Here is a 22,081-nt window from a genome sequence, read left to right as displayed (position 1 = left end):
GCATTATAAGGGGATCTGAGAGGGCGTCAACCTTTTATTTCAGTTATTTGAAAGATCCTCGGCGCAGACCTTATATAGGCCACCAAGTGCCTGCCTCAAACTCTGCTGCGCCTACAAGATCAAGCGCCGCGCGGGCGGCGCTGGATTTTAAGGGCGCCAGAATCCCCAAGGCAGGCACCTTGCAGCCACCCATTAATCCAAACCAGGCCTCACCCACCCCACAAACCAAAACGGGGAGGCCTGTCGGCCTCCCCGCTTCTCACATCACCACAACCTTACAAGCTCGGGAACGCGAACTGCGACGCCTCGTGGCTCTTACGCTGCGGCCAGCGCTGGGTAATCGCCTTGCGACGGGTGTAGAAGCGCACACCATCCGGCCCATAGGCATGCAAGTCGCCAAACAGCGAGCGCTTCCAGCCACCAAAGCTGTGATAGCTCACCGGCACCGGCAGCGGCACGTTCACCCCAACCATGCCCACTTCGATCTCGTCGCAGAACAGCCGCGCCGCCTCACCGTCACGAGTGAAGATGCAAGTGCCGTTGCCGTACTCGTGATCGTTGATCAGTTGCATCGCCTCTTCCAGGCTCTGCACACGCACCACGCACAGCACCGGGCCGAAGATCTCTTCCTTATAGATGCGCATCTCCGGAGTGACGTTGTCGAACAGCGTCCCGCCAACGAAGTAACCGTCTTCATTGCCCGCAACACGGAAGCCGCGGCCATCTACCACCAGCTTGGCACCCGCAGCCACGCCATCGTCGATATAGCCTACGACCTTGTCACGTGCAGCAGCCGTGACCAACGGCCCCATATCCAGCCCGCAAGAAGTGCCTGCACCAATCTTCAGGGCCTTGATCTGTGGCTCCAGCTTGGCAATCAGCGCATCGGCAACCTGGTCACCCACGCACACCGCCACCGAGATCGCCATGCAGCGCTCGCCGCACGAACCATAGGCCGCACCCATCAGGGCGCTCACCGCATTGTCCAGCTCGGCATCGGGCATCAGCACTGCGTGGTTCTTCGCACCACCCAACGCCTGCACACGCTTGCCGCGCTTGGTGCCTTCGGCATAGATGTACTCGGCGATCGGTGTCGAACCGACGAAGCTCAGGGCCTTGACTTCCGGTGCTTCGATCAGCGCATCCACCGCTTCCTTGTCGCCATGCACCACATTGAGAATGCCCTTGGGCAGGCCAGCCTCATGCAGCAGTTGGGCGATGTACAGCGTCGAGCTCGGGTCGCGCTCCGAGGGCTTGAGGATGAAGGCATTGCCGCAGACGATGGCCAGCGGATACATCCACAGCGGCACCATCGCAGGGAAGTTGAACGGCGTGATACCGGCCACCACACCCAGCGGCTGGAAGTCGGACCAGGCGTCGATGTTCGGGCCGACGTTGCGGCTGTATTCACCTTTGAGGATCTCGGGCGCGGCGCAAGCGAACTCGACGTTCTCGATACCACGCTTCAGTTCGCCGGCGGCATCCTCGATCGTCTTGCCATGCTCTTCGCTGATCATCTGCGAAATGCGCGCCTCGTTCTGCTCCAGCAGCTGCTTGAAGCGGAACATGACCTGGGCACGCTTGGCTGGTGGCGTGTTACGCCAGGCCGGGAACGCCGCCTTGGCCGAGTCGATGGCGTCCTGGATGGTGGCGCGGCTGGCGAGCTCGACCTTGCGGGTAGCCTGGCCAGTCGACGGGTTGAAGACATCGGCGGTGCGACCGCCCTTGGAAACCAGCTCACCATTGATCAGGTGCTGAACGATGCTCATGCAGAACTCCAGATAAAGAAGGTTGGAACAGGCGCGCTCAGGCGCCTGTCGTCAGCGTCGGAAAGATCAGTCGATCTGGTTCAGGGCTTCGCCTACCGCGTCGAACAGGCGATCCAGTTCCTGCGGCTGGGTATTGAAGGTTGGGCCGAACTGCAGGGTGTCACCCCCGAAGCGAACATAGAAGCCGGCCTTCCACAGTTTCATGGCCGTCTCGTATGGACGCACGATCGCATCGCCATCGCGAGCTGCGATCTGGATCGCGCCAGCCAGGCCGTAGTTACGGATGTCGATGACATTCTTGGTGCCCTTGACGCCATGCAGCAGGTTCTCGAAGTGCGGCGCCAGTTCGGCGGCGGACTGCACCAGGTTTTCCTTCTGCAGCAGGTCCAGTGCGGCGATACCGGCAGCACAGGCCACAGGGTGAGCCGAATAGGTGTAGCCATGGGGGAATTCCACGGCGTATTCCGGCGTCGGTTGGTTCATGAAGGTCTGGTAGATCTCACTGCTGGCGATCACGGCACCCATCGGGATGGCGCCGTTGGTCACCTGTTTGGCGATGCACATCAGATCCGGGGTCACGCCGAAGGCTTCGGAGCCGGTCATCGCCCCCATACGGCCGAAGCCAGTGATCACTTCGTCGAAGATCAGCAGGATGTTGTGCTGGGTGCAGATTTCACGCAGGCGCTTCAGATAACCCTTCGGTGGAGGCAGCACGCCAGCGGAGCCGGCCAGCGGCTCGACGATCACCGCGGCGATGTTCGAAGCGTCATGCAATTCGATCAGCTTGAGCATCTCGTCGGCCAGGGCGATACCGCCCTCTTCCGGCATGCCGCGGGAGAACGCGTTCACCGGCAGTACGGTGTGAGGCAAATGGTCGACATCCAGCAGTTGGCCGAACATCTTGCGGTTGCCATTGACTCCGCCCAGGCTGGTGCCGGCGATGTTCACGCCGTGGTAACCACGGGCACGGCCGATGATCTTGGTCTTGGTTGCCTGGCCTTTCAGGCGCCAGTAGGCACGCACCATCTTCAGCGCGGTGTCGGCGCACTCGGAGCCGGAGTTGGTATAGAAGACATGGTTGAGGTCACCTGGCGTCAGCTCGGCGATCTTCTCGGCCAGCTGGAACGACAGCGGGTGACCGAACTGGAAGGCCGGCGAGTAGTCCAGGGTGCTCAACTGACGCGTCACCGCTTCGGTGATTTCCTTGCGGGTATGCCCGGCGCCGCAGGTCCACAGGCCCGACAGTGCGTCGAAGATCTTGCGCCCCTTGTCGTCAACCAGGTAATTGCCTTCGGCCGCCACGATCAGGCGCGGATCACGCTGGAAGTTGCGGTTGGCGGTGTAGGGCATCCAGTGAGCATCCAGCTTGAGCTGGCTGGCCAGGCCGGACGGGGCGGTTTCGGGCATGTTCATCGGCGGTTCCTCGGAAGACGACTAGGCAACGACGGGTGTTGTTGCAGCTAAATTGTCACGGGGATAAAGTCTGAAAAAGCCAACATTTCTAATCTTCAGTTAGCAGTGGACTAAACTTATGAGTCGTCGCCCCGATCCCCTCGCGCAAGTCAGCGATTTCGATATTCGCCTGCTGAAGATTTACCGCAGTGTCGTCGAGTGCGGCGGCTTCTCGGCGGCGGAAAACGTACTGGGTATCGGGCGCTCGGCCATCAGCCAGCAGATGAATGACTTGGAGCAGCGCCTGGGCTTGCGCTTGTGCCAGCGTGGCCGGGCAGGCTTTTCGCTCACCGAGGAAGGCCGCGAGGTCTACCACTCGGCACTGCAACTGCTCAGCGCTCTTGAAAGCTTTCGCACCGAGGTCAACGGGCTGCACCAGCACCTGCGCGGCGAACTCAACATCGGCCTGACCGACAACCTGGTGACCCTGCCTCACATGCGCATCACCCACGCGCTGGCCGAGCTCAAGGATCGCGGGCCGGACGTGCGCATCCAGATTCGCATGATCGCTCCGAGCCAGGTCGAACAAGGGGTGCTGGACGGCAGTCTGCATGTTGGCGTGGTGCCGCAGACCAGCCCGCTCTCGGGCCTGGAATACCAACCCCTGTACAGCGAACGTTCGTTGCTCTACTGCGCAGTGGGCCACCCGCTGTTCTATGCCGAAGACCAGAAGATCGACGACCAGCGCCTCAACAGCCAGGAAGCCATCGCCCCGACCTTCCGTCTGCCGGCCGACATCCAGGCGCACTACCAGGCCCTGAACTGCACCGCCAGCGCCTCGGACCGCGAGGGCATGGCCTTTCTCATCCTCACCGGGCGCTACATCGGCTACCTGCCCGATCACTACGCAATGTTCTGGGTCCAGCAAGGCCGCCTGCGGGCATTGAAACCGGCGCAACGCTTCTATGACCTGAGCCTGAGCTGGGTGACGCGCAAGGGACGGCGTCCGAACCTGGTTCTGGAAAGTTTCCTCGAAAGCCTCGCGGCAACGCGCTAATGCTTGTCACTTCGGCACAGGCAGGTAATCTGTCCGACATCCGTTGCCCACAGACCCCGTACGGAAACGTCCATGACCTTTGAAGTCCCTGCGCATCGCCTCTCCGCCTCGGGCAAGCCCGCCGGCCGCATTCGCCAGAAGAACGAACAGGCCATCATCCAGGCCGCCGAAGACGAATTCGCCCGCCATGGTTTCAAGGGCACCAGCATGAATACCATCGCGCTGAAGGCCAACCTGCCCAAAGCCAACCTGCACTACTACTTCACCAACAAGCTCGGCCTTTATATCGCCGTGCTCAGCAACATCATCGAGTTGTGGGACAGTACCTTCAACGCCCTGAGCGTCGAGGACGACCCGGCCGTGGCGCTGAGCCAGTACATTCGCACCAAGATGGAGTTCTCCCGACGCAACCCGCAGGCATCGCGGATCTTCGCCATGGAGGTGATCAGCGGTGGGCACTGCCTGACCGAATACTTCAGCGCCGACTACCGCGAGTGGTTCCGCGGCCGCGCCGCGGTGTTCCAGGCCTGGATCGAGGCCGGCAAGATGGACCGGGTAGACCCTGTGCACCTGATCTTCCTGCTCTGGGGCAGTACCCAGCACTACGCTGACTTCGCCACCCAGATCTGCCAGGTCACCGGTCGCAGCCGCCTGACCAAGCAGGACATGGAAGACGCCAGCAACAACCTTATCCACATCATTCTCAAAGGCTGCGGCATCAATCCGCCCGCCTGACCCGGACCTATGCCCTCTACCCTGCTTGAGCTCTGCGAGTTCCGCGAAGAAATCCGCAAGAGCCGCTTCATCACCCTCGCCGGCCCTGTCAGCAGCGCTGCCGAGGCGATGAGCTTCATCGAACGCCACAGCGACCCAGCCGCCACCCACAACTGCTGGGCCTGGAAACTCGGTGCGCAATACCGCAGCAGCGATGATGGCGAGCCGGGCGGCACCGCCGGACGTCCAATCCTTGCGGCGATCGAAGCCCAAGACTGCGATCAGGTGGTCGTGCTGGTCATCCGCTGGTATGGCGGTATCCAGCTCGGCACCGGGGGCCTGGCCCGGGCCTATGGCGGAGGCGCCAACAAATGCCTGCAACAGGCGCCGAAACGGCTGCTTGTACAGCGCAGCGAATTCACCTGCAGTTGCACCTTCAGCGAGCTGGCCTTGCTCAAGCTGCGCCTGGCCGAGGCCGAAGGGCTGGTGCTGGACGAACAGTTCACGGCAAACGGTGTCGATCTGCTCCTGGCGCTGGGCGCAGAGCACGTGCAGACATTTCAGCAGCAATTGGCCGACCTCAGCCGTGGCCGGATTCGCCTGGAGCTTCGCTGAAAGCTGCCCACAACTGCTGTGGGCCTGCCTGTGGATAAGCTTGGGGCATTCTTTTGCAAGCCTTGCCACATATGGCTTTCAGCCGATTGAGCATATTTTGATCACTGTTTTATGACACCTGCAAACCACTGAAAGCCAGAGAGTTATCCCCACCGCCCGGTTTTCGCGGGCTCGTCCGGTGCCCACACGCTTGCGCACAATAACTGTGGAACAGCCTGTGGATAACCCGTGCGCCAACAAGCGGGGCACCCACCAGCACAAGGCGCGGAGCGTCTGATCATTTTTTGTACAGAAGCAACGCAGGCGAGTCGCGCCCGCCTGGAGTATCCTCGATACCTTTCTTCAAGCGACTTCGGAGCGTCCACATGTCCACAAGCAAAAACGCCCTCATCATCGGCGCCTCCCGCGGATTGGGACTGGGCTTGGTCCAACGCCTGCGTGAAGACGGCTGGAACGTCACGGCTACCGTGCGCGATGCGAGCAAGCCCAGCGCCCTCAACGATGTCGCAGGTGTGCGCATCGAATCTTTGGAAATGAACGATACCGCTTTGCTCGACCGCCTCAAGCAGCGTGTGCAGGGCGAAATCTTCGACCTGGTGTTCGTCAACGCCGGGGTCATGGGGCCGTTGCCGCAAGATCTGGAAACCGTACAAGACTCGCAGATCGGCGACCTGTTCATGACCAATGCCGTAGCGCCCATCCGCGTGGCACGTCGGCTGGTCGGACAGATCCGCGAAAACACCGGGGTGCTGGCGTTCATGAGCTCGGGCCTGGGTAGCGTGACCAGCCCGGATGGCAACGAGATCTGCCTGTACAAGGCCAGCAAGGCTGCACTCAACTCGATGATCAACAGCTTCGTGGTGGAGTTGCAACGCTCCGACCTGAGCGTGCTGGCCATGCACCCAGGCTGGGTGAAAACCGACATGGGCGGCGAGAACGCGGAAATCGACGTGTTCACCAGCACACGCGGCATGCTCGACCGGATCAACGAGCAAAGCGGCCAGGGCGGCCTGCGCTTTATCAACTACAAGGGCGACGCCCTGACCTGGTGAATTGAAAGCCGCGTGGCGAGGCAGTAGACTCGATGCCTCGCCTCGCGGCGGACCTGGATCAGCAGACAGGACAACACTGAGCTGGCTAACCCTGAACCCACTTTCAGAGGAGCCGGCACCATGCCTGCGACCCGTATCTGGTTGAAATCCCCCCTTGCCATCTTCACTGCCAATGACACCGATGCCCGCGGTGGCCTGGTCATCGAAAACGGCCGCATCAGCCAACTGCTCGCCCTCGGCGAACAACCCAACACCCCCTGTGACCAAGTGTTCGATGCCCGTGAGCACGTGGTGCTGCCCGGTCTGATCAACACCCACCACCACTTCTACCAGACCCTGACCCGCGCATGGGCTCCGGTGGTCAACCAACCATTGTTTCCCTGGCTCAAGACCCTTTACCCGGTGTGGGCACGGCTGACCCCGACCAAACTGGCGCTCGCCAGCGAGGTTGCATTGGCCGAGTTGCTGCTGTCAGGTTGCACCACTGCCGCCGATCACCATTACCTGTTCCCCGAAGGCCTGGACCACGCCATCGACGTACAGGTCGAAGCCGTGCGCAAGCTCGGCATGCGCGCCATGCTGACCCGCGGCTCGATGAGCCTGGGTGAAGCAGATGGCGGCTTGCCCCCGCAGCAGACAGTGCAACAAGGTGAGGTGATCCTGGCCGACAGTCAGCGACTTATCCACAGTTACCATGAGCGTGGCGAAGGCGCGCGCATCCAGATCGCCCTGGCGCCCTGCTCACCCTTCTCGGTCACGCCAGAGATCATGCGTGCCAGCGCCGCCTTGGCCGAAGAGCTGGACGTGCGCCTGCATACCCACCTGGCCGAAACACTCGATGAGGAAGACTTCTGCCTACAGCGGTTCGGCCTGCGCACCGTGGACTACCTCGACAGTGTCGGCTGGCTCGGCCCGCGCACCTGGCTGGCCCACGGCATCCACTTCAACCCCGACGAAATCACGCGCCTGGGTGCTGCCGGTACCGGCATCTGCCATTGCCCGAGTTCGAACATGCGTCTGGCCTCGGGCATCTGCCCAACCGTCGAGCTCGAAGCTGCCGGAGCCGCACTCGGCCTGGGTGTAGACGGCTCAGCGTCCAACGATGCCTCGAACATGATCCTCGAAGCACGCCAGGCCCTCTACCTGCAACGCCTGCGCTACGGCGCCGAGCAGATCACGCCCGAGCGTGCGCTGGGCTGGGCAACCCGCGGCTCGGCACAACTGCTGGGCCGTGGCGATATCGGCGAGCTGGCGGTGGGTAAGCAGGCGGACCTGGCCCTGTTCAAGCTCGACGAGCTGCGTTTCTCCGGCAGCCACGATCCGCTGTCCGCGCTGCTGCTGTGCGCGGCGGACCGGGCTGACCGAGTCATGGTCGGCGGCCACTGGCGCGTGATCGATGGCCAGATCGAGGGACTCGATGTCCAAGGCCTGATCGCCGACCATCGTCAGGCGGCAGCCGCACTGATTGCCGGTTGAAGCACAGCGGGGCTGCTGGGCAGCCCCGCCCTACCGAATAGCGCGTAGCCCTGTAGAATGTCGGCCAACCGTACCTGATTCGAGATCACACCCCATGTATGACTGGCTCAATGCCTTGCCCAAGGCCGAACTGCATATGCACCTGGAAGGTTCGCTGGAGCCGGAACTGCTGTTCGCCCTGGCCGAACGCAACAAGGTCGCCCTGCCCTGGGCCGACGTGGAGACGCTGCGCAGCGCCTACGCCTTCAACAACCTGCAGGAGTTTCTCGACCTGTACTACCAGGGCGCCGACGTGCTGCGCACCGAGCAGGACTTCTACGACCTGACCTGGGCCTACCTGCAACGCTGCAAGGCACAGAACGTCATTCACACCGAACCCTTCTTCGACCCGCAGACCCATACCGACCGGGGTATCTCCTTCGAGGTGGTGCTCAGCGGTATCAACCAGGCGCTCAAGGATGGTCGCGAGCAACTGGGCATCAGCAGCGGCCTGATCCTGAGCTTCCTGCGTCACCTCAGCGAGGAGGAAGCCGAGAAGACCCTGGACCAGGCCCTGCCGTTCCGCGATGCCTTCATTGCCGTGGGCCTGGACAGCTCGGAGAAAGGTCATCCACCAAGCAAGTTCCAGCGCGTCTTCGACCGCGCCCGCAGCGAAGGCCTGGTCGCCGTTGCCCACGCCGGCGAGGAGGGCCCACCCGAATACATCTGGGAAGCCCTCGACCTGCTGAAGATCAAGCGCATCGACCACGGCGTACGCGCCATCGAGGATGAGCGGCTGATGCAACGCATCATCGACGAGCAGATTCCGCTGACCGTCTGCCCACTGTCGAACACCAAGCTCTGTGTGTTCGACCATATGAGCCAGCACAACATCCTCGACATGCTCGAACGTGGGGTCAAGGTCACGGTGAACTCCGACGATCCGGCCTACTTCGGCGGTTATGTCACAGAAAACTTCCACGCTTTGCACCAGCATCTGGGCATGACCCAGGAACAGGCAACACGCCTGGCGCAGAACAGCCTGGATGCACGCCTGGTCTGAGTCGCGAGCACAACCGGTATTACAGGGGCACTTCAGCCCACCTGTAATGCCGGCACCCTCGCGATACGGTTGATCTCCTGAATACCCAGGGTGGAAATCTGCATCACGCGTGATCCCTCCTGCTCGCGTATCCAGCCAGACTGCATGAACAACCTGAGCATCGCCTGCCCGACACCGCCGCCCAGGTGGGGGCCGTTGTCACTCCACTCACTGCTGTGACAGACCACACATCCACCGCGCTGGCGGGGCGCCAGCGCATCGATATAGACGCCGATTGCAGCCAATTGCACACGCCCTTCCAGGCTCACGGTAGGATGCAGGTCATTGCCCTCCAATCAGCCGGCGGCCACCATGCGTCGATAAAGATCGACCGCAATCTCGCCCCCCAGGTGGTCACCACAACGTCGCGCCCTGCGCAACGACAGCGGCACCTGCAGGGGCCTGACCGATGTTTGGCATTCGGCACGGCCACCAAGCTGCACGCTGGCCAGTGCCTCGACCGCGGCGATCACCTCGGGGGTGGCCAGTCGAAAATAGCGCTTGCGCCCACGCGCCTCGAGGCGCAGCAAGCCAGCAGCCGACAATAAAGACAGGTGGGCGCAGGCCGATGATGGAGTGACGCCGATCATGAGCGCCAACTCATCAGCGTGCCGGGACGAACCATCGATCAAGGCCCAGAGCATGGCACTGCGCTTGGGCTCGGCCATCAGAGCGGCGATCTGACTGATACTGCTGACTGCTTTCATGCTCCATCAACTCCATGCAAAGTCACGTTTCTTGTCCAATGGCCATCCATGGCAGTAGGAATCGCCAGAGGTTGCGGCAGATAGGTGTAGGTGCAGCCTGTCAGGCTGTATGGGAAGCCCCGCCTGATGGGGAAACCGCTCTCGCTGCAAGGGCCTGCGGGGACAAGTATAAGCCGCCGAAAGCCCTGTACTAGGTGGGTTTGGCCACCGGTTTGCGGCACAAGGCCGAGGGTAGCGGCACCCTTGGCGATATAGGGAAATGCCAGTGAATGACGAGCGCTACCAGCATCCCCTCTAGCATCCCGGACATAGCCACATCCACTGCCAGGTAAAGGCCACAAGAGCGGAACATTGCCGACAGTAGGGTTCCACAAGTAAGGCAAGGAAAAGCGAAGGTTCGTATCTTGATTGAGTCAGCCCATCGCCCCGGGGGTGACCGCCAGTCAGGACGTCGTCGCGGCACATGGCGGGCAATCGGTACAGCGCTACACTGGATTCGCTCTCACCCCGACAGGAGGATGCCGCGATGAAGATTGTCGTCAGTACATCGAACCGCCACCCCAACTGCCCCTGGCAGGTACAGCTCGATCAACATGTGGTGAGTTTTCGCAGCGAGGCGGAGGCCCGGGCATTCGTCGCCGTTCTGGAGACACGCCTGAAGGCCCCTCACCCCTTCATGCAGCCTGCCTGGACTGAAGGCGTCGAGTCAGCATCGCGACATTGACCACCAACACACCGCACAAGCTGATCACCAAGGCCATCGGCACTGCGCTGCCATCATGCAGGACACCCACCAGCGCCGCGGCCCCTGCGGCGACGCTGAACTGCAGGCTGCCCATCAATGCCGACGCGCTGCCGGCCCTGGCACCCTGCCCGTTCATAGCACAAGCCGAGGCGTTGGGAATGATGCAGCCCAGACTGGCGATGCACACGAACAGTAGCACCAACAATGGCCACAACTGCGTCGGATGCAGCAGCGCCACCCCCAGCAGCACTACCCCTGCAGCCAGGTAGAGCCATACCGCTCGGGCCAGCAGGAAGGCTGGGCCGCGCTTGGCCAGCAGCCGGGCGTTGACCTGGGCACAGAGGATGAAACCGGCAGCATTGGTGCCAAACAGCCAGCCGTAATGTTCGGCCGGCACGCCATAGAGCTTGATGAACACGAACGGTGAACCGGCGATATAGGCGAACATGCCGGCGATGGCGATGCCACCCGTCAGCGCATGCCCCAGGAACACCCGATCGCCCAGCAGCCGCAGGTACTGGCGCAAGGCACCCGACAGCGGCTGGCGCGGCACGTGGGCTGGCAGGCTTTCCGGCAGCCCCAGGCTCACCGCCAGCAGGCAGGCGGCGCTGAACAGGCTGAGCACCAGGAAGATCGACTGCCAGCCGGACACATTGATCAGGACGCCGCCGAGCATCGGCGCGAGAATCGGCGCGAGCCCCATCACCAGCATCAATTGCGAGAAGGCTTTGGCGGCCCCCACGGCGTCGCATTTGTCGACGACGATGGCCCGCGACAACACCATTCCCGCACAACCACCCAGTGCCTGGATGAAACGCGCCACGACCAGCGTGTCGAGGTCCGGGGCGTAGGCGCAGGCGAGCGACGCCAGGGTGAAAAGGCTGATACCGAACAACAGTGGCTTGCGTCGACCGAAACGGTCGGCGATCGGACCGTAGGCCAGTTGGCCAAGCGACAAGCCAAGGAAATAGGCCGCCAGGGTCGTCTGGACGTGCTGTTCATCAGTGCCGAAGGCCTGGGCCATGGCAGGGAAGGCGGGGAGATAGAAGTCGATCGCCAATGGCGCGAAGGCCGAAAGAGCGCCGAGGATCAATAGGGTGCGCAGATTCATCGGAAATCCATAGCAGGCTAAGCAACGGACTAGTCTAACTGCACTGGAGGCGGCCTGGTATGAAAAGCTTTGTAACAGTTACACCTGAAAACGGTGGTCCCTGGAGCAGGCACCACCGCTAGTCGTCAGGCCGGCTCGGCCTGGTAACCCTCTTCACGGATCGCCTCCAGGATCTGCTGCACCCCGAGCTGGCTCTGAACCCGCACCTGCCTGGCCCCCAGGTCGACCTCCACCTGCGCTGTCGCATCCTGCTCCTGAACCGCACGGGTCACCGCCTTGACGCAATGACCGCAGCTCATGCCCTGCACATTGAAGACTTGCATCGGAACTACCTCCATCTGGGTTTTGCAGAGAGTTTCAAGCTTGCCATCATGGCAAGGTCAAGTTCTGCACAAAACGGCCGGGCTGGAAATCCGCGTGCGGCTCGGCCAAGCTGCGCTTTTGACGACTCGCCAACCAGGAGAAGTTTCATGATCAGGGCAGCATTGGGCCTCGTCGGACTGCTGAGTGCCGTGGCCGTCGTGCCACCGGTCAGCGCCGAGGGCAATTCGGACTACAGCGTGCTGATCATTTCCCGGGAGCGCCTGGAGGTAGCCACCAACTGCGAAATCGGTGTCTACCTCAACGACCAGCTCTCCGGGCGGGTGTTCCAGGAACAATCGACCTCGTTCAACCTGCCGCCAGGGCCGGTGGACGTGCGCCTGCGCCTGCTGCCCGGGCAGGTGCCCGGTTGTGCACCCGGCGTGGAGGACCAACGCAGCACCCGCCTCAACCTGCAGGCGGGCCAGATCAACAAATACCGGATCGCCGTGGGCCAGAATGGGCTGGAATTGAAGCGAGCCGGCCTGGGGTATTGACCTTACCAACATGGCAAGCTTGATGCTGCAGGCTCGATCACGGAGGAAAGCCCATGCCCGCATCAACCACCTTCGACCTGCCGATCGCCGGCATGACCTGCGCCAGTTGCGTGGGTCGCGTCGAGCGCGCGCTGCGTAAAGTCAACGGCGCCGAACAGGTCAGCGTCAACCTTGCTACCGAACAGGCCAGGGTCCAGGCCCCGGCCGAAAGCCTGCCGGAGCTGCTCGAAGCGGTGCGCAAGGCCGGCTACAGCGTGCCGAGCCGCACCCTTGAACTTCAGGTAGGCGGCATGACCTGCGCCAGTTGTGTCGGCCGCGTCGAACGCGCCCTGGGCAAGGTGTCCGGGGTCGAGCAGGTCAGCGTGAACCTGGCCAGCGAACGCGCGCACCTCAGGATACTCGAAGGCGTCAGCGACGACGCCTTGATCGCCGCCGTGGAAAAGGCCGGCTACAGCGCCAGCCTGCCACGTACCGCCCATGACGATCGCCACGATGCGCAGCGACGCCTGCGCAACGAACGCCTGGCGGTGATCGCCGCCCTGCTGCTGGCCCTGCCCCTGGTTCTGCCAATGCTGGTGCAGCCGTTCGGCTTGCACTGGATGTTACCGGCCTGGGCGCAATTCGTGCTGGCAACCCCGGTGCAGTTCATCCTCGGGGCACGGTTCTACAAGGCCGCCTGGAAAGCCGTGCGTGCCGGCGCAGGCAACATGGACCTGCTGGTCGCCCTTGGCACCAGCGCCGGCTATGGCCTGAGTCTGTACGAATGGTCCCAGGCCCATGCGGGCATGGAACCACCTCACCTCTACTTCGAAGCCTCGGCCGTGGTAATCGCCCTGGTGCTGCTGGGCAAATACCTGGAAAGCCGCGCCAAACGCCAGACCGCCAGCGCCATTCGCGCACTCGAAGCCCTGCGCCCCGAGCGCGCCTTGCGCGTGATCGACGGCCGCGAGGAAGATGTAGCGATCAGCCAGCTGCGCCTGGACGACCTGGTACTGGTCAAGCCCGGCGAGCGCTTCCCGGTCGACGGCGAGGTGATCGAAGGCAGCAGTCACGCCGACGAAGCGCTGATCAGCGGCGAAAGCCTGCCAGTGCCCAAACAGCCCGGAGACAAGGTCACCGGCGGTGCGATCAACGGTGAAGGCCGTCTGCTGGTGCGCACCCTGGCCCTGGGCACCGAAACCGTACTCGCGCGGATCATCCGCCTGGTCGAAGACGCCCAGGCGGCCAAGGCACCGATCCAGAAGCTGGTCGACCGGGTCAGCCAGGTGTTCGTCCCGGCGGTGCTGGTGCTCGCATTGATCACCCTGGTCGGCTGGTGGCTGGCCGGTGCACCGCTGGAAAACGCACTGATCAACGCCGTGGCCGTGCTGGTGATCGCCTGCCCTTGCGCTCTGGGCCTGGCCACACCGGCAGCGATCATGGCCGGCACCGGTGTGGCAGCCAGCCATGGCATCCTGATCAAGGACGCCGAAGCTTTGGAGCGAGCCCATGCGGTCAATCGCGTGGTCTTCGACAAGACCGGCACCCTGACCTCCGGCAGCCCGCGCATCGTCCACAGCGAGGCCATCGTCGGCGACGCACACGACCTGCTGCGCCTGGCCGGAGCCCTGCAACGCGGCAGCGAACATCCGCTGGCCAAGGCCGTGCTGGATGCCGGCGCTGAGCAAGGGCTGGAGATTCCCCTGGTGAGCGATAGCCAGTCGCTCACCGGGCGCGGCATCGCCGGTACGGTCGAAGGCCGGGTATTGGCCCTGGGCAACCGGCGCCTGCTCGACGAAAGCGGCCTTGAGCCAGGCAATCTGCTCGACAGGGCCCAGACCTGGGAAAGCGAAGGTCGCACCCTGTCGTGGTTGATCGAGCGCGCACCACATGCCCGGGTGCTCGGACTGTTCGCCTTCGGTGACAGCCTCAAGCCCGGTGCCGAGCAGGCGATCGCGGCCCTGCACGCACAGGGCATCAGCAGCCACCTGCTGACCGGCGACAACCGCGGCAGCGCCAAGGTGGTCGCCGAGGCGCTGGGCATCGACGATGTGCACGCCGAAGTCTTGCCAGCCGACAAGGCCGCCACCGTCAATGCACTCAAGCAGAACGGCGTGGTGGCCATGGTCGGCGACGGCATCAACGATGCCCCGGCCCTGGCTGCAGCCGACATCAGCATCGCCATGGGAGGTGGTACGGACGTGGCCATGCAGGCCGCTGGCATCACCCTGATGCGCGGCGACCCTCGCCTGGTGCCCGCAGCCCTGGAAATCAGCAACAAGACCTACGCCAAGATCCGTCAGAATCTGTTCTGGGCGTTCATCTACAACCTGATCGGTATCCCGCTCGCCGCCTTTGGCTTCCTCAACCCGGTCCTGGCTGGCGCCGCCATGGCGCTCTCCAGCGTCAGCGTGGTGAGCAACGCCCTGTGGCTCAAGACCTGGAAGCCCACCGGCATCGCTTCGAAGGAGACGCCATGAACATCGGCCAAGCCGCCCGGCGCAGTGGGCTCAGCGCCAAGATGATCCGCTACTACGAGTCCATCGGCCTGCTCAAGCCGGCGCTGCGCAGCGACAGCGGCTATCGGCTGTACCAGCAGGAAGACCTGCACAGCCTGGCGTTCATCAAGCGCTCGCGCGACCTGGGGTTCTCACTGGAAGAAGTCTCCCGGCTGCTGACGCTCTGGCAGGACCGCCAGCGCGCCAGCGCCGACGTCAAGGCACTGGCGACACAGCATATCGACGAACTGAACCGACGGATCGAAGAGATGGTGAGCCTGCGCGACACCTTGAGCGAGCTGGTCGCCCACTGCCAGGGCGATGATCGCCCAGACTGCCCGATTCTCAGGGACCTGGCGAACGAAGGTGGATGCTGTCACTGAACGCTGGCGTGGGCTGCCTGACAACCCACGCCAGCATTTTGGTATGCCATATTAGCCATACCTGGCCAAACCGACCTTAAAATCAAGTTTCATCCAATAAATACGGGAGTTTCACTCAGATATTCCTGCGCTCTGCCGATGACCTGCATACCAGTTTCATGCGTCGACAAGAAAAAATCCGGGAGCGTGGATGAACATCAAGCAAAAATTGACCTGGGCCTTCGCCGTCATTGCGGGCCTGCCCATCATCTTGGTCGCCACCGTGGTGGTGCTGAACCTGCGAGAAGAAGCGCAGGACGACTTCCTGGATGGCAGCAGCCGGGAAATCCGCCAGGTCGGCAACGCGATGAACATCTTCTTCCAGGGCATTGCGCAGAACGTCGAGTACCTCGCCAGCCAGCCCTTGGTCACGGCCAGCGCCGACAACCTCAAGAAGTACATTGCCGCCGACGCCGCGCAGATTCCCCTGGGCGAGCAGGACAAGGCGCTGTACGACCAGTTCACCCGCCTGGCCCAGAGCCACCCCGACTACGCCTACGTGTCCTACGGTATGAAAGACGGCGGCTATGCGTTCTGGCCCGGTGACCCGAAGATGGCCAGCTACGACCCGCGCACCCGCCCCTGGTTCCAGGCCGCCATGGCCAGCCCCGGCAAGACCCTGCGCACCGCGCCCTACTACTGGGCCGGCGACGACGCCGTGCTGGTCAGTACCGTGCGCACCGTGGCCAACCAGCTCGGTAGCCCGGGCGGGGTGGTCAACATCGACGTCTCGCTCAAGGGGCTGACCGAGATCGTCAAGCAGATCAAGCTGGGTGACAGCGGCTACCTGATCCTGATGGAGAACAACGGCAACGTCATGGTCGACCCGCGTGACGCGAGCCACAACTTCAAGCAGCTGGAGAGTTTCGGTGGCGGCTACGCCGAACTGGCCAAGGCCGGCAAGGGCCTGGCCGAAGTGACCCTCGATGGCGAACGCTACATGGCCAACATCTACCCGGACGAGCGCCTGGGCTGGACCTTCATCGGCCTGATCCGCCAGGACGAAGTGATGCAGACCACCACCCGCCTAACCTGGCTGATCGGCACGCTCGCACTGGTGCTGGCGGCCGTCTTCGCCGTGGCTGGCGCCGCCTTCGCCAAGCTCATCGTAAGGCCGATCAACAGCGTCACCAGTGGCCTGGAAGACATCGCCCAGGGCGAGGGCGACCTGACCCGCAACCTCGAGGTACGAGGCAGCGACGAAACCGCGCAACTGGCCAACTGGTTCAACCAGTTCCTGGGGGCGATCCGCAGCCTGATCCAGCACATCGGCGGCGCGGCCGGCAAGATCCTCAGCACCTCGGCCAGTTCCACCCGGGTGTCCGGCGACATGGCCGAAGCCGCTGGCCGTCAGCGCGAGGCGGTGGACATGGTATCCACCGCCTTTCACGAAATGGTCGCCACCGCCAACGAAGTGGCGCGCTCCTGCAGCCAGGCCGCACAGTCGGCCGACAGCGGCCAGCAACAGGCACGCGAGGGGCAGCAGCAGATCGATGCGGCGGTGCAGAGCGTCGACCGCCTGAGCCAGGAGATCGAGCAGTCGGCGCAGTCGATCCAGCAACTGGAGCGTGACAGCAACGCGATCCAGTCGATCCTCGGCACCATCCGCTCGATCGCCGAACAGACCAACCTGCTGGCCCTCAACGCGGCCATCGAAGCGGCTCGCGCCGGTGAGCAGGGCCGTGGCTTTGCCGTGGTAGCCGACGAAGTCCGCGCCCTGGCCAAGCGCACCGCCGACTCCACCGCCGAGATCGACGGGCTGCTGGGCAACCTCGCCAACCGCACCGCCGAGGTGGCCGAACAGATGCATGCCAGCCTTGAAGTGTCGCAGCAGTCTGTCAACCGCATCGGCCTGGCGCGCGACAGCTTCGGGCAGATCCGCGAGTCAGTGGACATCATCCGCGACATGAACACCCAGATCGCCACCGCCGCCGAAGAGCAGCACCAGGTGGCCGAGGACATCAATCGGCATATCAGCCAGATTCACGGCGATGCGCAGTTGGTGGCCGAGCTTGCGCAAGCGGCGCGGCAGGACTCCCAGAGCCTGGAAGGGTTGTCCAACGAGCTGGATGCGTTGGTGCGGCGGTTCAGGACCTGAAGTTCACGCGCCACACTGCAAACCTCGGTGTGGCGCGCCACACTCAGAACGAGTGGCTCAGGCCGAGGTTGATTCCATAACGCTGATCAACATTGCGCCCGCGGGCAGCCTCGACCTCCGTGCTGATTGTCCAGCCTGACAGCACCTCGGACGATACGCCCAATGCCATCTCGGTGCGCCCGCTGCTGAACCTGTTGTCGAGTTCATGACCGTTGAGGCTGACCCTGCGCGTGCCGCCCAGGTTGTCCATCACCGCGATGCGGCCGTGGGTCGACATTTCCAGACCATTGTTCAAGACGATGACGCGTCCCCCCTTGATACCGAGCGTCCCCATGTTCAGGTGTTGGTTGGATGACTCGACCTCAAGCCCATTACTCAAGCTGCTGCGCTGCCCCTGCACGATCGCGGCACTCAGTTGTACAAAAGGCTGCAAATACCAACCTTGATCAAGGCTCAAGCGACGACCAGTCTCCAGCGTGAGCCCATACCCCCCCTGACGGCGATTGCCGGACACCTTGCGTCCATCGTGAGCCCGGGCATCGATGGTGCCGTCAAACAGGTTGAGCTTGAGCGCAGCATCGGCGTAGTAACCGGAGTTGTCGCCCCAACCGGCATACAACGCGGAGAAGTAGCTGTTCAGTGTTGCAGATGAGCCGCGCTGCAGGCCAATCGCCGAACGACTGAGCCCCACTGCCGCACCGACCCGCCAAGTATCATCGAGCAAAGTATCGGCGCCCAGGGCAAAGCCACCAACGCGCTGGGTATAGCGGGTGCCGACTGCACTGTCGACATCAAAGCCGGTCGTGCCGGTATGCATCCACAACCCGGCTGAACCACCATTGGTCCGCATTTTTTCGAGGCGTCCGACAACCCATCGGGACTCGACCTGCGACGCCGCTTCAAGCGAACTGTCGAACGCCATCGCCGTCTCACCGGCATTGCTCAGTCTCGCCTTGCCCCGCATGTCGACCTGTGGCCGCAAACTCCACTGGTCGCCTTCGCGGACCAACTCGTGAGCAAAGGCCCCTGCATCGACCGGGCCGGATGCCAGATCGAACGTCGCATCACCACTGCCGATTCCGACCACCGGCCCCTGTGGCTCATGGCCAGAACTTGCCAGGTGCAAGGCAAAGCTGCCGCTGGCATGACTGTCTATCTGCAAGCGGCTATGGTCGAGCCAGAACGTACCCTCTCCTTGCAAGGTGTCGGCTCGCAGAATACTGCCTGACTGCACGACTACCGAACCCTGGCGCAAGTCGAGAGTCCCGACCTGAGCGTCCGCCATCGTCTCCCACCTGGACTGCGCGCCAATCTGCAACTGCTGGACATTATGTAGCTGGCCTCGTAAGTGCGCCGCATTGTCCAGGGTGATATCAGCACTGGCACCCTGCTCGACGCGTATGTCGCCTTCCAGGCGACTGTTGCTCACGTGAAGCGAGGCCTCGCCGCCCTCGATGACCTCAAGCAGCACGCCGTTGTCGCCTTTGAGTTGGCCTCCGTCGGCGACCCGGATATCCACCTGTGCGTCACGAACCACTACCGCACTACCCTGCTGCCCCTCGATCAGACTGGCTTGAACAACGACCTGATTGGGCAGATCCTTTTGCCAGAACTCCGGTGTACCGACTTCCAGACCGACGTCCCCCGACACCACGGTCCCTTCATGCAACGCAAGTGTTCCGCCCTTGAGTACAACACCTGCTCTGTCACCGTGGATGCGCGAACTGCGCGCGTGCAGATCAGCCGAGTCCAACTCCACCCCAGTGGTGGCACCGCGCACACTGCTGCCGCTCAAGATCGCCGTAGACGTCAAAGTGTCATCGCCCAGCGTTCCAAGGGCCATACCGATGGAGCCTGTGCTGACTACCGTGGCATTGGTCAGGTTGACCGCACCATCCACGATGCTGATCGCAGCCCTGTCGGTCGAACTCACCTTGGCTCCCTCGACGTTGACCTGACCGCCGTCGAATCCAGTGATACGTCCGGTCTCGGCGCCCGGGCGCACGTCAAGACGCGCCCCGCTGCCCAGGTGCCAATCCTCGACAGGGTCTCCAGGGGAGACCAGCGCAAACTCGCCAGGCCCCAAGTCCGCGGCATTGGCAGCCAGACTTGCGCCCAAAGTGAACGTCAGGGTTGCCGCCAGCGGATGGCGCCGCAGTAAAATTAGTGATCCAGTCATGGAAATGCCTCTCAGGATATTGGCTCGAGAGGCGGACGTTACGTTGGAGCAAAAGGAAGATCGGTCAGACAGTTCCGTATTGATCGTGAGAAGCGAGTTGTTCGCATTGACCGTTCGAAATAACGCCTGATAAGACTTGGTCGGTCGTCGTTAGAAACGAAGCTCCCCAGGCGTCGCACCGAACAGTTGCTTGAACGCCGCGATATAGGCCGATGTCGAGTCATACCCGCAGCCTAGTGCTGCATCGGTCACGCTCTCCCCCGCCTCCAGCAACGCCAGCGACGACAACAGCCGCATGCGCTGGCGCCAGTTACGGAAGCTCAGCCCCGTCTCACGCTGGAACAGGCGCATCAGCGTCTTCTCCGAGCACCCCAGTTGCAGCGCCCATTGCTGCAGGGTCTGCGCCTGGTCGGGCGCGGCGATCAACTGATTGCACAGCGCGAGCAACCCGGCATGGCGCGGCAGCGGCAGCGAAAACCCCACCTGCGGCAACGCCTGCAACTGGTCGAGCAAGACGGCTACCAGACGCGCCTCGGCGCTGTCGCCTTCGGGATACGACGCGGGCATCTGGCAGAACTGCTTGATCAGCTCCCGCGCCAGCGGCGTCACTTCGAGTACCCGGCATTCGTCGGCGGCCCAGGTACAGGCATCGCGACGCACGTACAGGCTGCGCATCTCGGCCTGCATCGAAGTCACCACTTCGTGTTCGATGCCAGCCGGAATCCACACCCCCCACTGCGGTGGCGCGAAGTAGCTGCCATCGCTGGTGTAGACCCCCAGCACACCGCTGATCGCGTAGGAAAACTGCACCCAATCGTGCCGGTGGCGCGTGGTCCAGGAGCCCGCGCCGAGGCTTTCGGCACGGGCGTAGAGTGGCCTGGGCAGTTGCTCGAGGTCGGGGATGGCGCGGGGGGCGGAAATCTGTCCGAGGGTCTGCATGGCACTGTTTTTTGTCTTGGATCGGACAAGGTTAACACCTCAGCGCTCGACGATCGCCGTCACCCCCTGCCCGCTCGCCGCACAGATCGAGATCAGCCCGCGTCCCTTGCCCGCCGTGGCCAGCAGCTTGGCCATGTTGGCCAGGATCCGCCCGCCGGTGGCGGCGAAGGGGTGCCCGGCGGCCAACGAGCTGCCCTTGACGTTGAGTTTGCTGCGATCGATCGTCCCCAATGCCCCCTCCAGCCCCAATGTCTCTCGGCAGTACCGATCGTCCTCCCAGGCCTTCAGCGTGCAGAGCACCTGGGCCGCGAAGGCCTCGTGGATTTCGTAGTAGTCGAAGTCCTGCAGGCTCAGGCCATTACGCGCCAACAGCCGCGGCACGGCATGAACCGGCGCCATCAGCAGCCCCTCCTGGCCTTTGACGAAGTCCACCGCCGCGGTCTCGCCATCGACCAGATAGGCGAGTACGGGCAAACCGCGCGCCTCGGCCCAGGCCTCGCTGCCCAGCAACACCAACGAGGCGCCATCAGTCAGCGGCGTGGAGTTTCCGGCAGTCAGGGTGCCCTGGGCACCTTTGTCGAACACCGGTCTGAGCTTGGCCAACTGCTCTGGGGTGAGGTCCGCACGCAAGTTGTTGTCGCGGGTCAGGCCGAGGTAGGGCGTGAGCAGGTCGTCATGCCAGCCTTCGGTGTAGGACGCGGCCAGATGGCGATGACTGAGCAGTGCCAGTTCGTCCTGTTCGGCGCGTCCGATCTGCCAGGTCTGAGCCATGCGCTCGCAGTGCTCGCCCATCGACAGCCCGGTACGTGGCTCGCCATTGCGTGGGAACTCAGGCTTCAGAAAACTCGGACGTACATTCAGGAAGGGCCTCAGGCGCTCGCTCAGGGTCTTGCCCCGGTTCGCCTGCAGCAAGACCCGGCGCAGCCCCTCATTGATGGCGATCGGCGCGTCCGAAGTGGTATCGACGCCACCAGCTATGCCGCTGTCGATCTGCCCGAGGGCGATCTTGTTGGCCACCAGCAGCGCCGCCTCAAGGCCGGTGCCGCAGGCTTGCTGGATGTCGTAGGCGGGTGTTTGCGGAGACAGACGCGAACCCAGCACACACTCGCGGGTCAGGTTCATGTCGCGCGAATGCTTGAGCACCGCACCTGCCACCACCTCGCCCAGGCGCTGGCCATGCAGGCGGTAGCGCTCCACCAGGCCTTCCAGGGTGGCGGTGAGCATTGCCTGGTTGCTGGCAGTGGCGTAGGCGCCATTGGAGCGGGCGAAGGGGATACGGTTGCCCCCCAGGATCGCGACCCGTCGAGGTGAGTGCATGCGCTGATTCCTCCTGAAACAATTTGATCCGATTGGATGACGGTCTCAAAGCCCGTCACTTCGGCTAGGTTGG

General features: G+C 63.1%; 18 protein-coding genes and 1 pseudogene. 11 read left to right on the top strand and 8 right to left on the bottom strand.

Annotated features, from left to right (window positions below; genetic code table 11):
* Positions 1-275 precede the first annotated feature (275 nt).
* Complete coding sequence (locus HU729_RS04480) at positions 276-1,769, bottom strand: CoA-acylating methylmalonate-semialdehyde dehydrogenase (RefSeq protein WP_186666091.1); 1,494 nt, start codon at positions 1,767-1,769, stop codon at positions 276-278.
* Between the two features lie 66 nt (positions 1,770-1,835).
* A complete protein-coding gene (locus tag HU729_RS04475; RefSeq protein ID WP_186708573.1) occupies positions 1,836-3,182 on the bottom strand; it encodes an aspartate aminotransferase family protein in 1,347 nt (448 codons plus the stop codon).
* Positions 3,183-3,300: 118 nt separating this feature from the next.
* Between HU729_RS04475 and HU729_RS04470 the strand changes: the two genes are divergently transcribed.
* The 6 genes from HU729_RS04470 to HU729_RS04445 all read left to right on the top strand — a co-directional run bounded on the left by HU729_RS04470 (position 3,301) and on the right by HU729_RS04445 (position 9,117).
* The gene (locus tag HU729_RS04470) at positions 3,301-4,218 is read left to right on the top strand and encodes a LysR family transcriptional regulator (RefSeq protein WP_186666088.1); all 918 of its coding nucleotides are present in this window, start codon (positions 3,301-3,303) and stop codon (positions 4,216-4,218) included.
* Between the two features lie 72 nt (positions 4,219-4,290).
* Positions 4,291-4,953: a TetR/AcrR family transcriptional regulator gene (locus HU729_RS04465; RefSeq protein ID WP_186666086.1), complete on the top strand. Its 663-nt coding sequence runs from the start codon at positions 4,291-4,293 to the stop codon at positions 4,951-4,953.
* A 9-nt stretch (positions 4,954-4,962) separates the two neighbouring features.
* On the top strand, positions 4,963-5,547 hold the full coding sequence (locus tag HU729_RS04460; protein ID WP_186708572.1) for a YigZ family protein: 585 nt from the start codon (positions 4,963-4,965) through the stop codon (positions 5,545-5,547).
* Between the two features lie 365 nt (positions 5,548-5,912).
* Positions 5,913-6,599 carry an SDR family oxidoreductase gene (locus HU729_RS04455; protein ID WP_186666082.1) on the top strand — a complete coding sequence of 229 codons (687 nt, stop codon included), beginning with the start codon at positions 5,913-5,915 and terminating at the stop codon, positions 6,597-6,599.
* Between the two features lie 120 nt (positions 6,600-6,719).
* Complete coding sequence (locus HU729_RS04450) at positions 6,720-8,075, top strand: 8-oxoguanine deaminase (protein ID WP_186666080.1); 1,356 nt, start codon at positions 6,720-6,722, stop codon at positions 8,073-8,075.
* A 94-nt stretch (positions 8,076-8,169) separates the two neighbouring features.
* The gene (locus HU729_RS04445) at positions 8,170-9,117 is read left to right on the top strand and encodes an adenosine deaminase (RefSeq protein ID WP_186666079.1); all 948 of its coding nucleotides are present in this window, start codon (positions 8,170-8,172) and stop codon (positions 9,115-9,117) included.
* Positions 9,118-9,149: 32 nt separating this feature from the next.
* Here the strand turns inward: HU729_RS04445 and HU729_RS04440 are convergent.
* Positions 9,150-9,863: pseudogene (locus HU729_RS04440) on the bottom strand (helix-turn-helix transcriptional regulator).
* 526 nt (positions 9,864-10,389) lie between these two features.
* On the opposite strand from HU729_RS04440, the gene HU729_RS25730 reads away from it, so the two are divergent.
* Positions 10,390-10,587, top strand: coding sequence for a hypothetical protein (locus HU729_RS25730; protein ID WP_238348301.1), 198 nt, complete (start codon positions 10,390-10,392; stop codon positions 10,585-10,587).
* On the opposite strand, the gene HU729_RS04435 is transcribed toward HU729_RS25730, so the two are convergent.
* Together HU729_RS04435 and HU729_RS04430 are read right to left on the bottom strand one after the other, a co-directional pair.
* Complete coding sequence (locus tag HU729_RS04435; protein ID WP_186708571.1) at positions 10,538-11,719, bottom strand: multidrug effflux MFS transporter; 1,182 nt, start codon at positions 11,717-11,719, stop codon at positions 10,538-10,540. The two genes, HU729_RS25730 and HU729_RS04435, sit on opposite strands and share 50 nt — an antisense overlap.
* 125 nt (positions 11,720-11,844) lie before the next feature.
* Positions 11,845-12,042 (bottom strand): cation transporter, encoded by a 198-nt coding sequence (locus tag HU729_RS04430; RefSeq protein WP_186666072.1) that lies wholly within the window; start codon positions 12,040-12,042, stop codon positions 11,845-11,847.
* Between the two features lie 147 nt (positions 12,043-12,189).
* On the opposite strand from HU729_RS04430, the gene HU729_RS04425 reads away from it, so the two are divergent.
* From HU729_RS04425 to HU729_RS04410, 4 genes are all read left to right on the top strand, one after another.
* Positions 12,190-12,576 (top strand): hypothetical protein, encoded by a 387-nt coding sequence (locus HU729_RS04425; RefSeq protein ID WP_186666071.1) that lies wholly within the window; start codon positions 12,190-12,192, stop codon positions 12,574-12,576.
* A 53-nt stretch (positions 12,577-12,629) separates the two neighbouring features.
* Positions 12,630-15,035, top strand: a complete 2,406-nt coding sequence (locus HU729_RS04420; RefSeq protein ID WP_186708570.1) for a heavy metal translocating P-type ATPase — start codon at positions 12,630-12,632, stop codon at positions 15,033-15,035.
* On the top strand, positions 15,032-15,436 hold the full coding sequence (cueR, locus tag HU729_RS04415; protein WP_186666067.1) for a Cu(I)-responsive transcriptional regulator: 405 nt from the start codon (positions 15,032-15,034) through the stop codon (positions 15,434-15,436). Before HU729_RS04420 ends, cueR begins: the two co-directional genes overlap by 4 nt.
* Positions 15,437-15,626: 190 nt before the next feature.
* Positions 15,627-17,573: a methyl-accepting chemotaxis protein gene (locus HU729_RS04410; protein WP_186708569.1), complete on the top strand. Its 1,947-nt coding sequence runs from the start codon at positions 15,627-15,629 to the stop codon at positions 17,571-17,573.
* A 43-nt stretch (positions 17,574-17,616) separates the two neighbouring features.
* Here the strand turns inward: HU729_RS04410 and HU729_RS04405 are convergent, their stop codons facing one another.
* The 3 genes from HU729_RS04405 to HU729_RS04395 all read right to left on the bottom strand — a co-directional run bounded on the left by HU729_RS04405 (position 17,617) and on the right by HU729_RS04395 (position 22,008).
* Positions 17,617-19,752 carry an autotransporter outer membrane beta-barrel domain-containing protein gene (locus HU729_RS04405; protein ID WP_186708568.1) on the bottom strand — a complete coding sequence of 712 codons (2,136 nt, stop codon included), beginning with the start codon at positions 19,750-19,752 and terminating at the stop codon, positions 17,617-17,619.
* 150 nt (positions 19,753-19,902) lie between these two features.
* Positions 19,903-20,691 carry a helix-turn-helix transcriptional regulator gene (locus tag HU729_RS04400; protein WP_186708566.1) on the bottom strand — a complete coding sequence of 263 codons (789 nt, stop codon included), beginning with the start codon at positions 20,689-20,691 and terminating at the stop codon, positions 19,903-19,905.
* A 39-nt stretch (positions 20,692-20,730) separates the two neighbouring features.
* Positions 20,731-22,008 carry an acetyl-CoA C-acetyltransferase gene (locus tag HU729_RS04395; RefSeq protein WP_186708565.1) on the bottom strand — a complete coding sequence of 426 codons (1,278 nt, stop codon included), beginning with the start codon at positions 22,006-22,008 and terminating at the stop codon, positions 20,731-20,733.
* Positions 22,009-22,081 lie beyond the last annotated feature (73 nt).

The sequence above is a fragment of the Pseudomonas sp. RW10S2 genome (assembly GCF_014268985.1).
GTDB lineage: Bacteria > Pseudomonadota > Gammaproteobacteria > Pseudomonadales > Pseudomonadaceae > Aquipseudomonas > Aquipseudomonas wayambapalatensis.
This window is presented reverse-complemented; position numbering and strand designations above follow the sequence as displayed.

Excerpts from the sequence above, each read along its gene's own strand:
- HU729_RS04480 (WP_186666091.1), bottom strand. The coding sequence starts at position 1,769 with ATGAGCATCGTTCAGCACCTGATCAATGGTGAGCTGGTTTCCAAGGGC.
- HU729_RS04475 (WP_186708573.1), bottom strand. The coding sequence starts at position 3,182 with ATGAACATGCCCGAAACCGCCCCGTCCGGCCTGGCCAGCCAGCTCAAG.
- HU729_RS04470 (WP_186666088.1), top strand. The coding sequence starts at position 3,301 with ATGAGTCGTCGCCCCGATCCCCTCGCGCAAGTCAGCGATTTCGATATT.
- HU729_RS04465 (WP_186666086.1), top strand. The coding sequence starts at position 4,291 with ATGACCTTTGAAGTCCCTGCGCATCGCCTCTCCGCCTCGGGCAAGCCC.
- HU729_RS04460 (WP_186708572.1), top strand. The coding sequence starts at position 4,963 with ATGCCCTCTACCCTGCTTGAGCTCTGCGAGTTCCGCGAAGAAATCCGC.
- HU729_RS04455 (WP_186666082.1), top strand. The coding sequence starts at position 5,913 with ATGTCCACAAGCAAAAACGCCCTCATCATCGGCGCCTCCCGCGGATTG.
- HU729_RS04450 (WP_186666080.1), top strand. The coding sequence starts at position 6,720 with ATGCCTGCGACCCGTATCTGGTTGAAATCCCCCCTTGCCATCTTCACT.
- HU729_RS04445 (WP_186666079.1), top strand. The coding sequence starts at position 8,170 with ATGTATGACTGGCTCAATGCCTTGCCCAAGGCCGAACTGCATATGCAC.
- HU729_RS25730 (WP_238348301.1), top strand. The coding sequence starts at position 10,390 with ATGAAGATTGTCGTCAGTACATCGAACCGCCACCCCAACTGCCCCTGG.
- HU729_RS04435 (WP_186708571.1), bottom strand. The coding sequence starts at position 11,719 with ATGAATCTGCGCACCCTATTGATCCTCGGCGCTCTTTCGGCCTTCGCG.
- HU729_RS04430 (WP_186666072.1), bottom strand. The coding sequence starts at position 12,042 with ATGCAAGTCTTCAATGTGCAGGGCATGAGCTGCGGTCATTGCGTCAAG.
- HU729_RS04425 (WP_186666071.1), top strand. The coding sequence starts at position 12,190 with ATGATCAGGGCAGCATTGGGCCTCGTCGGACTGCTGAGTGCCGTGGCC.
- HU729_RS04420 (WP_186708570.1), top strand. The coding sequence starts at position 12,630 with ATGCCCGCATCAACCACCTTCGACCTGCCGATCGCCGGCATGACCTGC.
- cueR (WP_186666067.1), top strand. The coding sequence starts at position 15,032 with ATGAACATCGGCCAAGCCGCCCGGCGCAGTGGGCTCAGCGCCAAGATG.
- HU729_RS04410 (WP_186708569.1), top strand. The coding sequence starts at position 15,627 with ATGAACATCAAGCAAAAATTGACCTGGGCCTTCGCCGTCATTGCGGGC.
- HU729_RS04405 (WP_186708568.1), bottom strand. The coding sequence starts at position 19,752 with ATGACTGGATCACTAATTTTACTGCGGCGCCATCCGCTGGCGGCAACC.
- HU729_RS04400 (WP_186708566.1), bottom strand. The coding sequence starts at position 20,691 with ATGCAGACCCTCGGACAGATTTCCGCCCCCCGCGCCATCCCCGACCTC.
- HU729_RS04395 (WP_186708565.1), bottom strand. The coding sequence starts at position 22,008 with ATGCACTCACCTCGACGGGTCGCGATCCTGGGGGGCAACCGTATCCCC.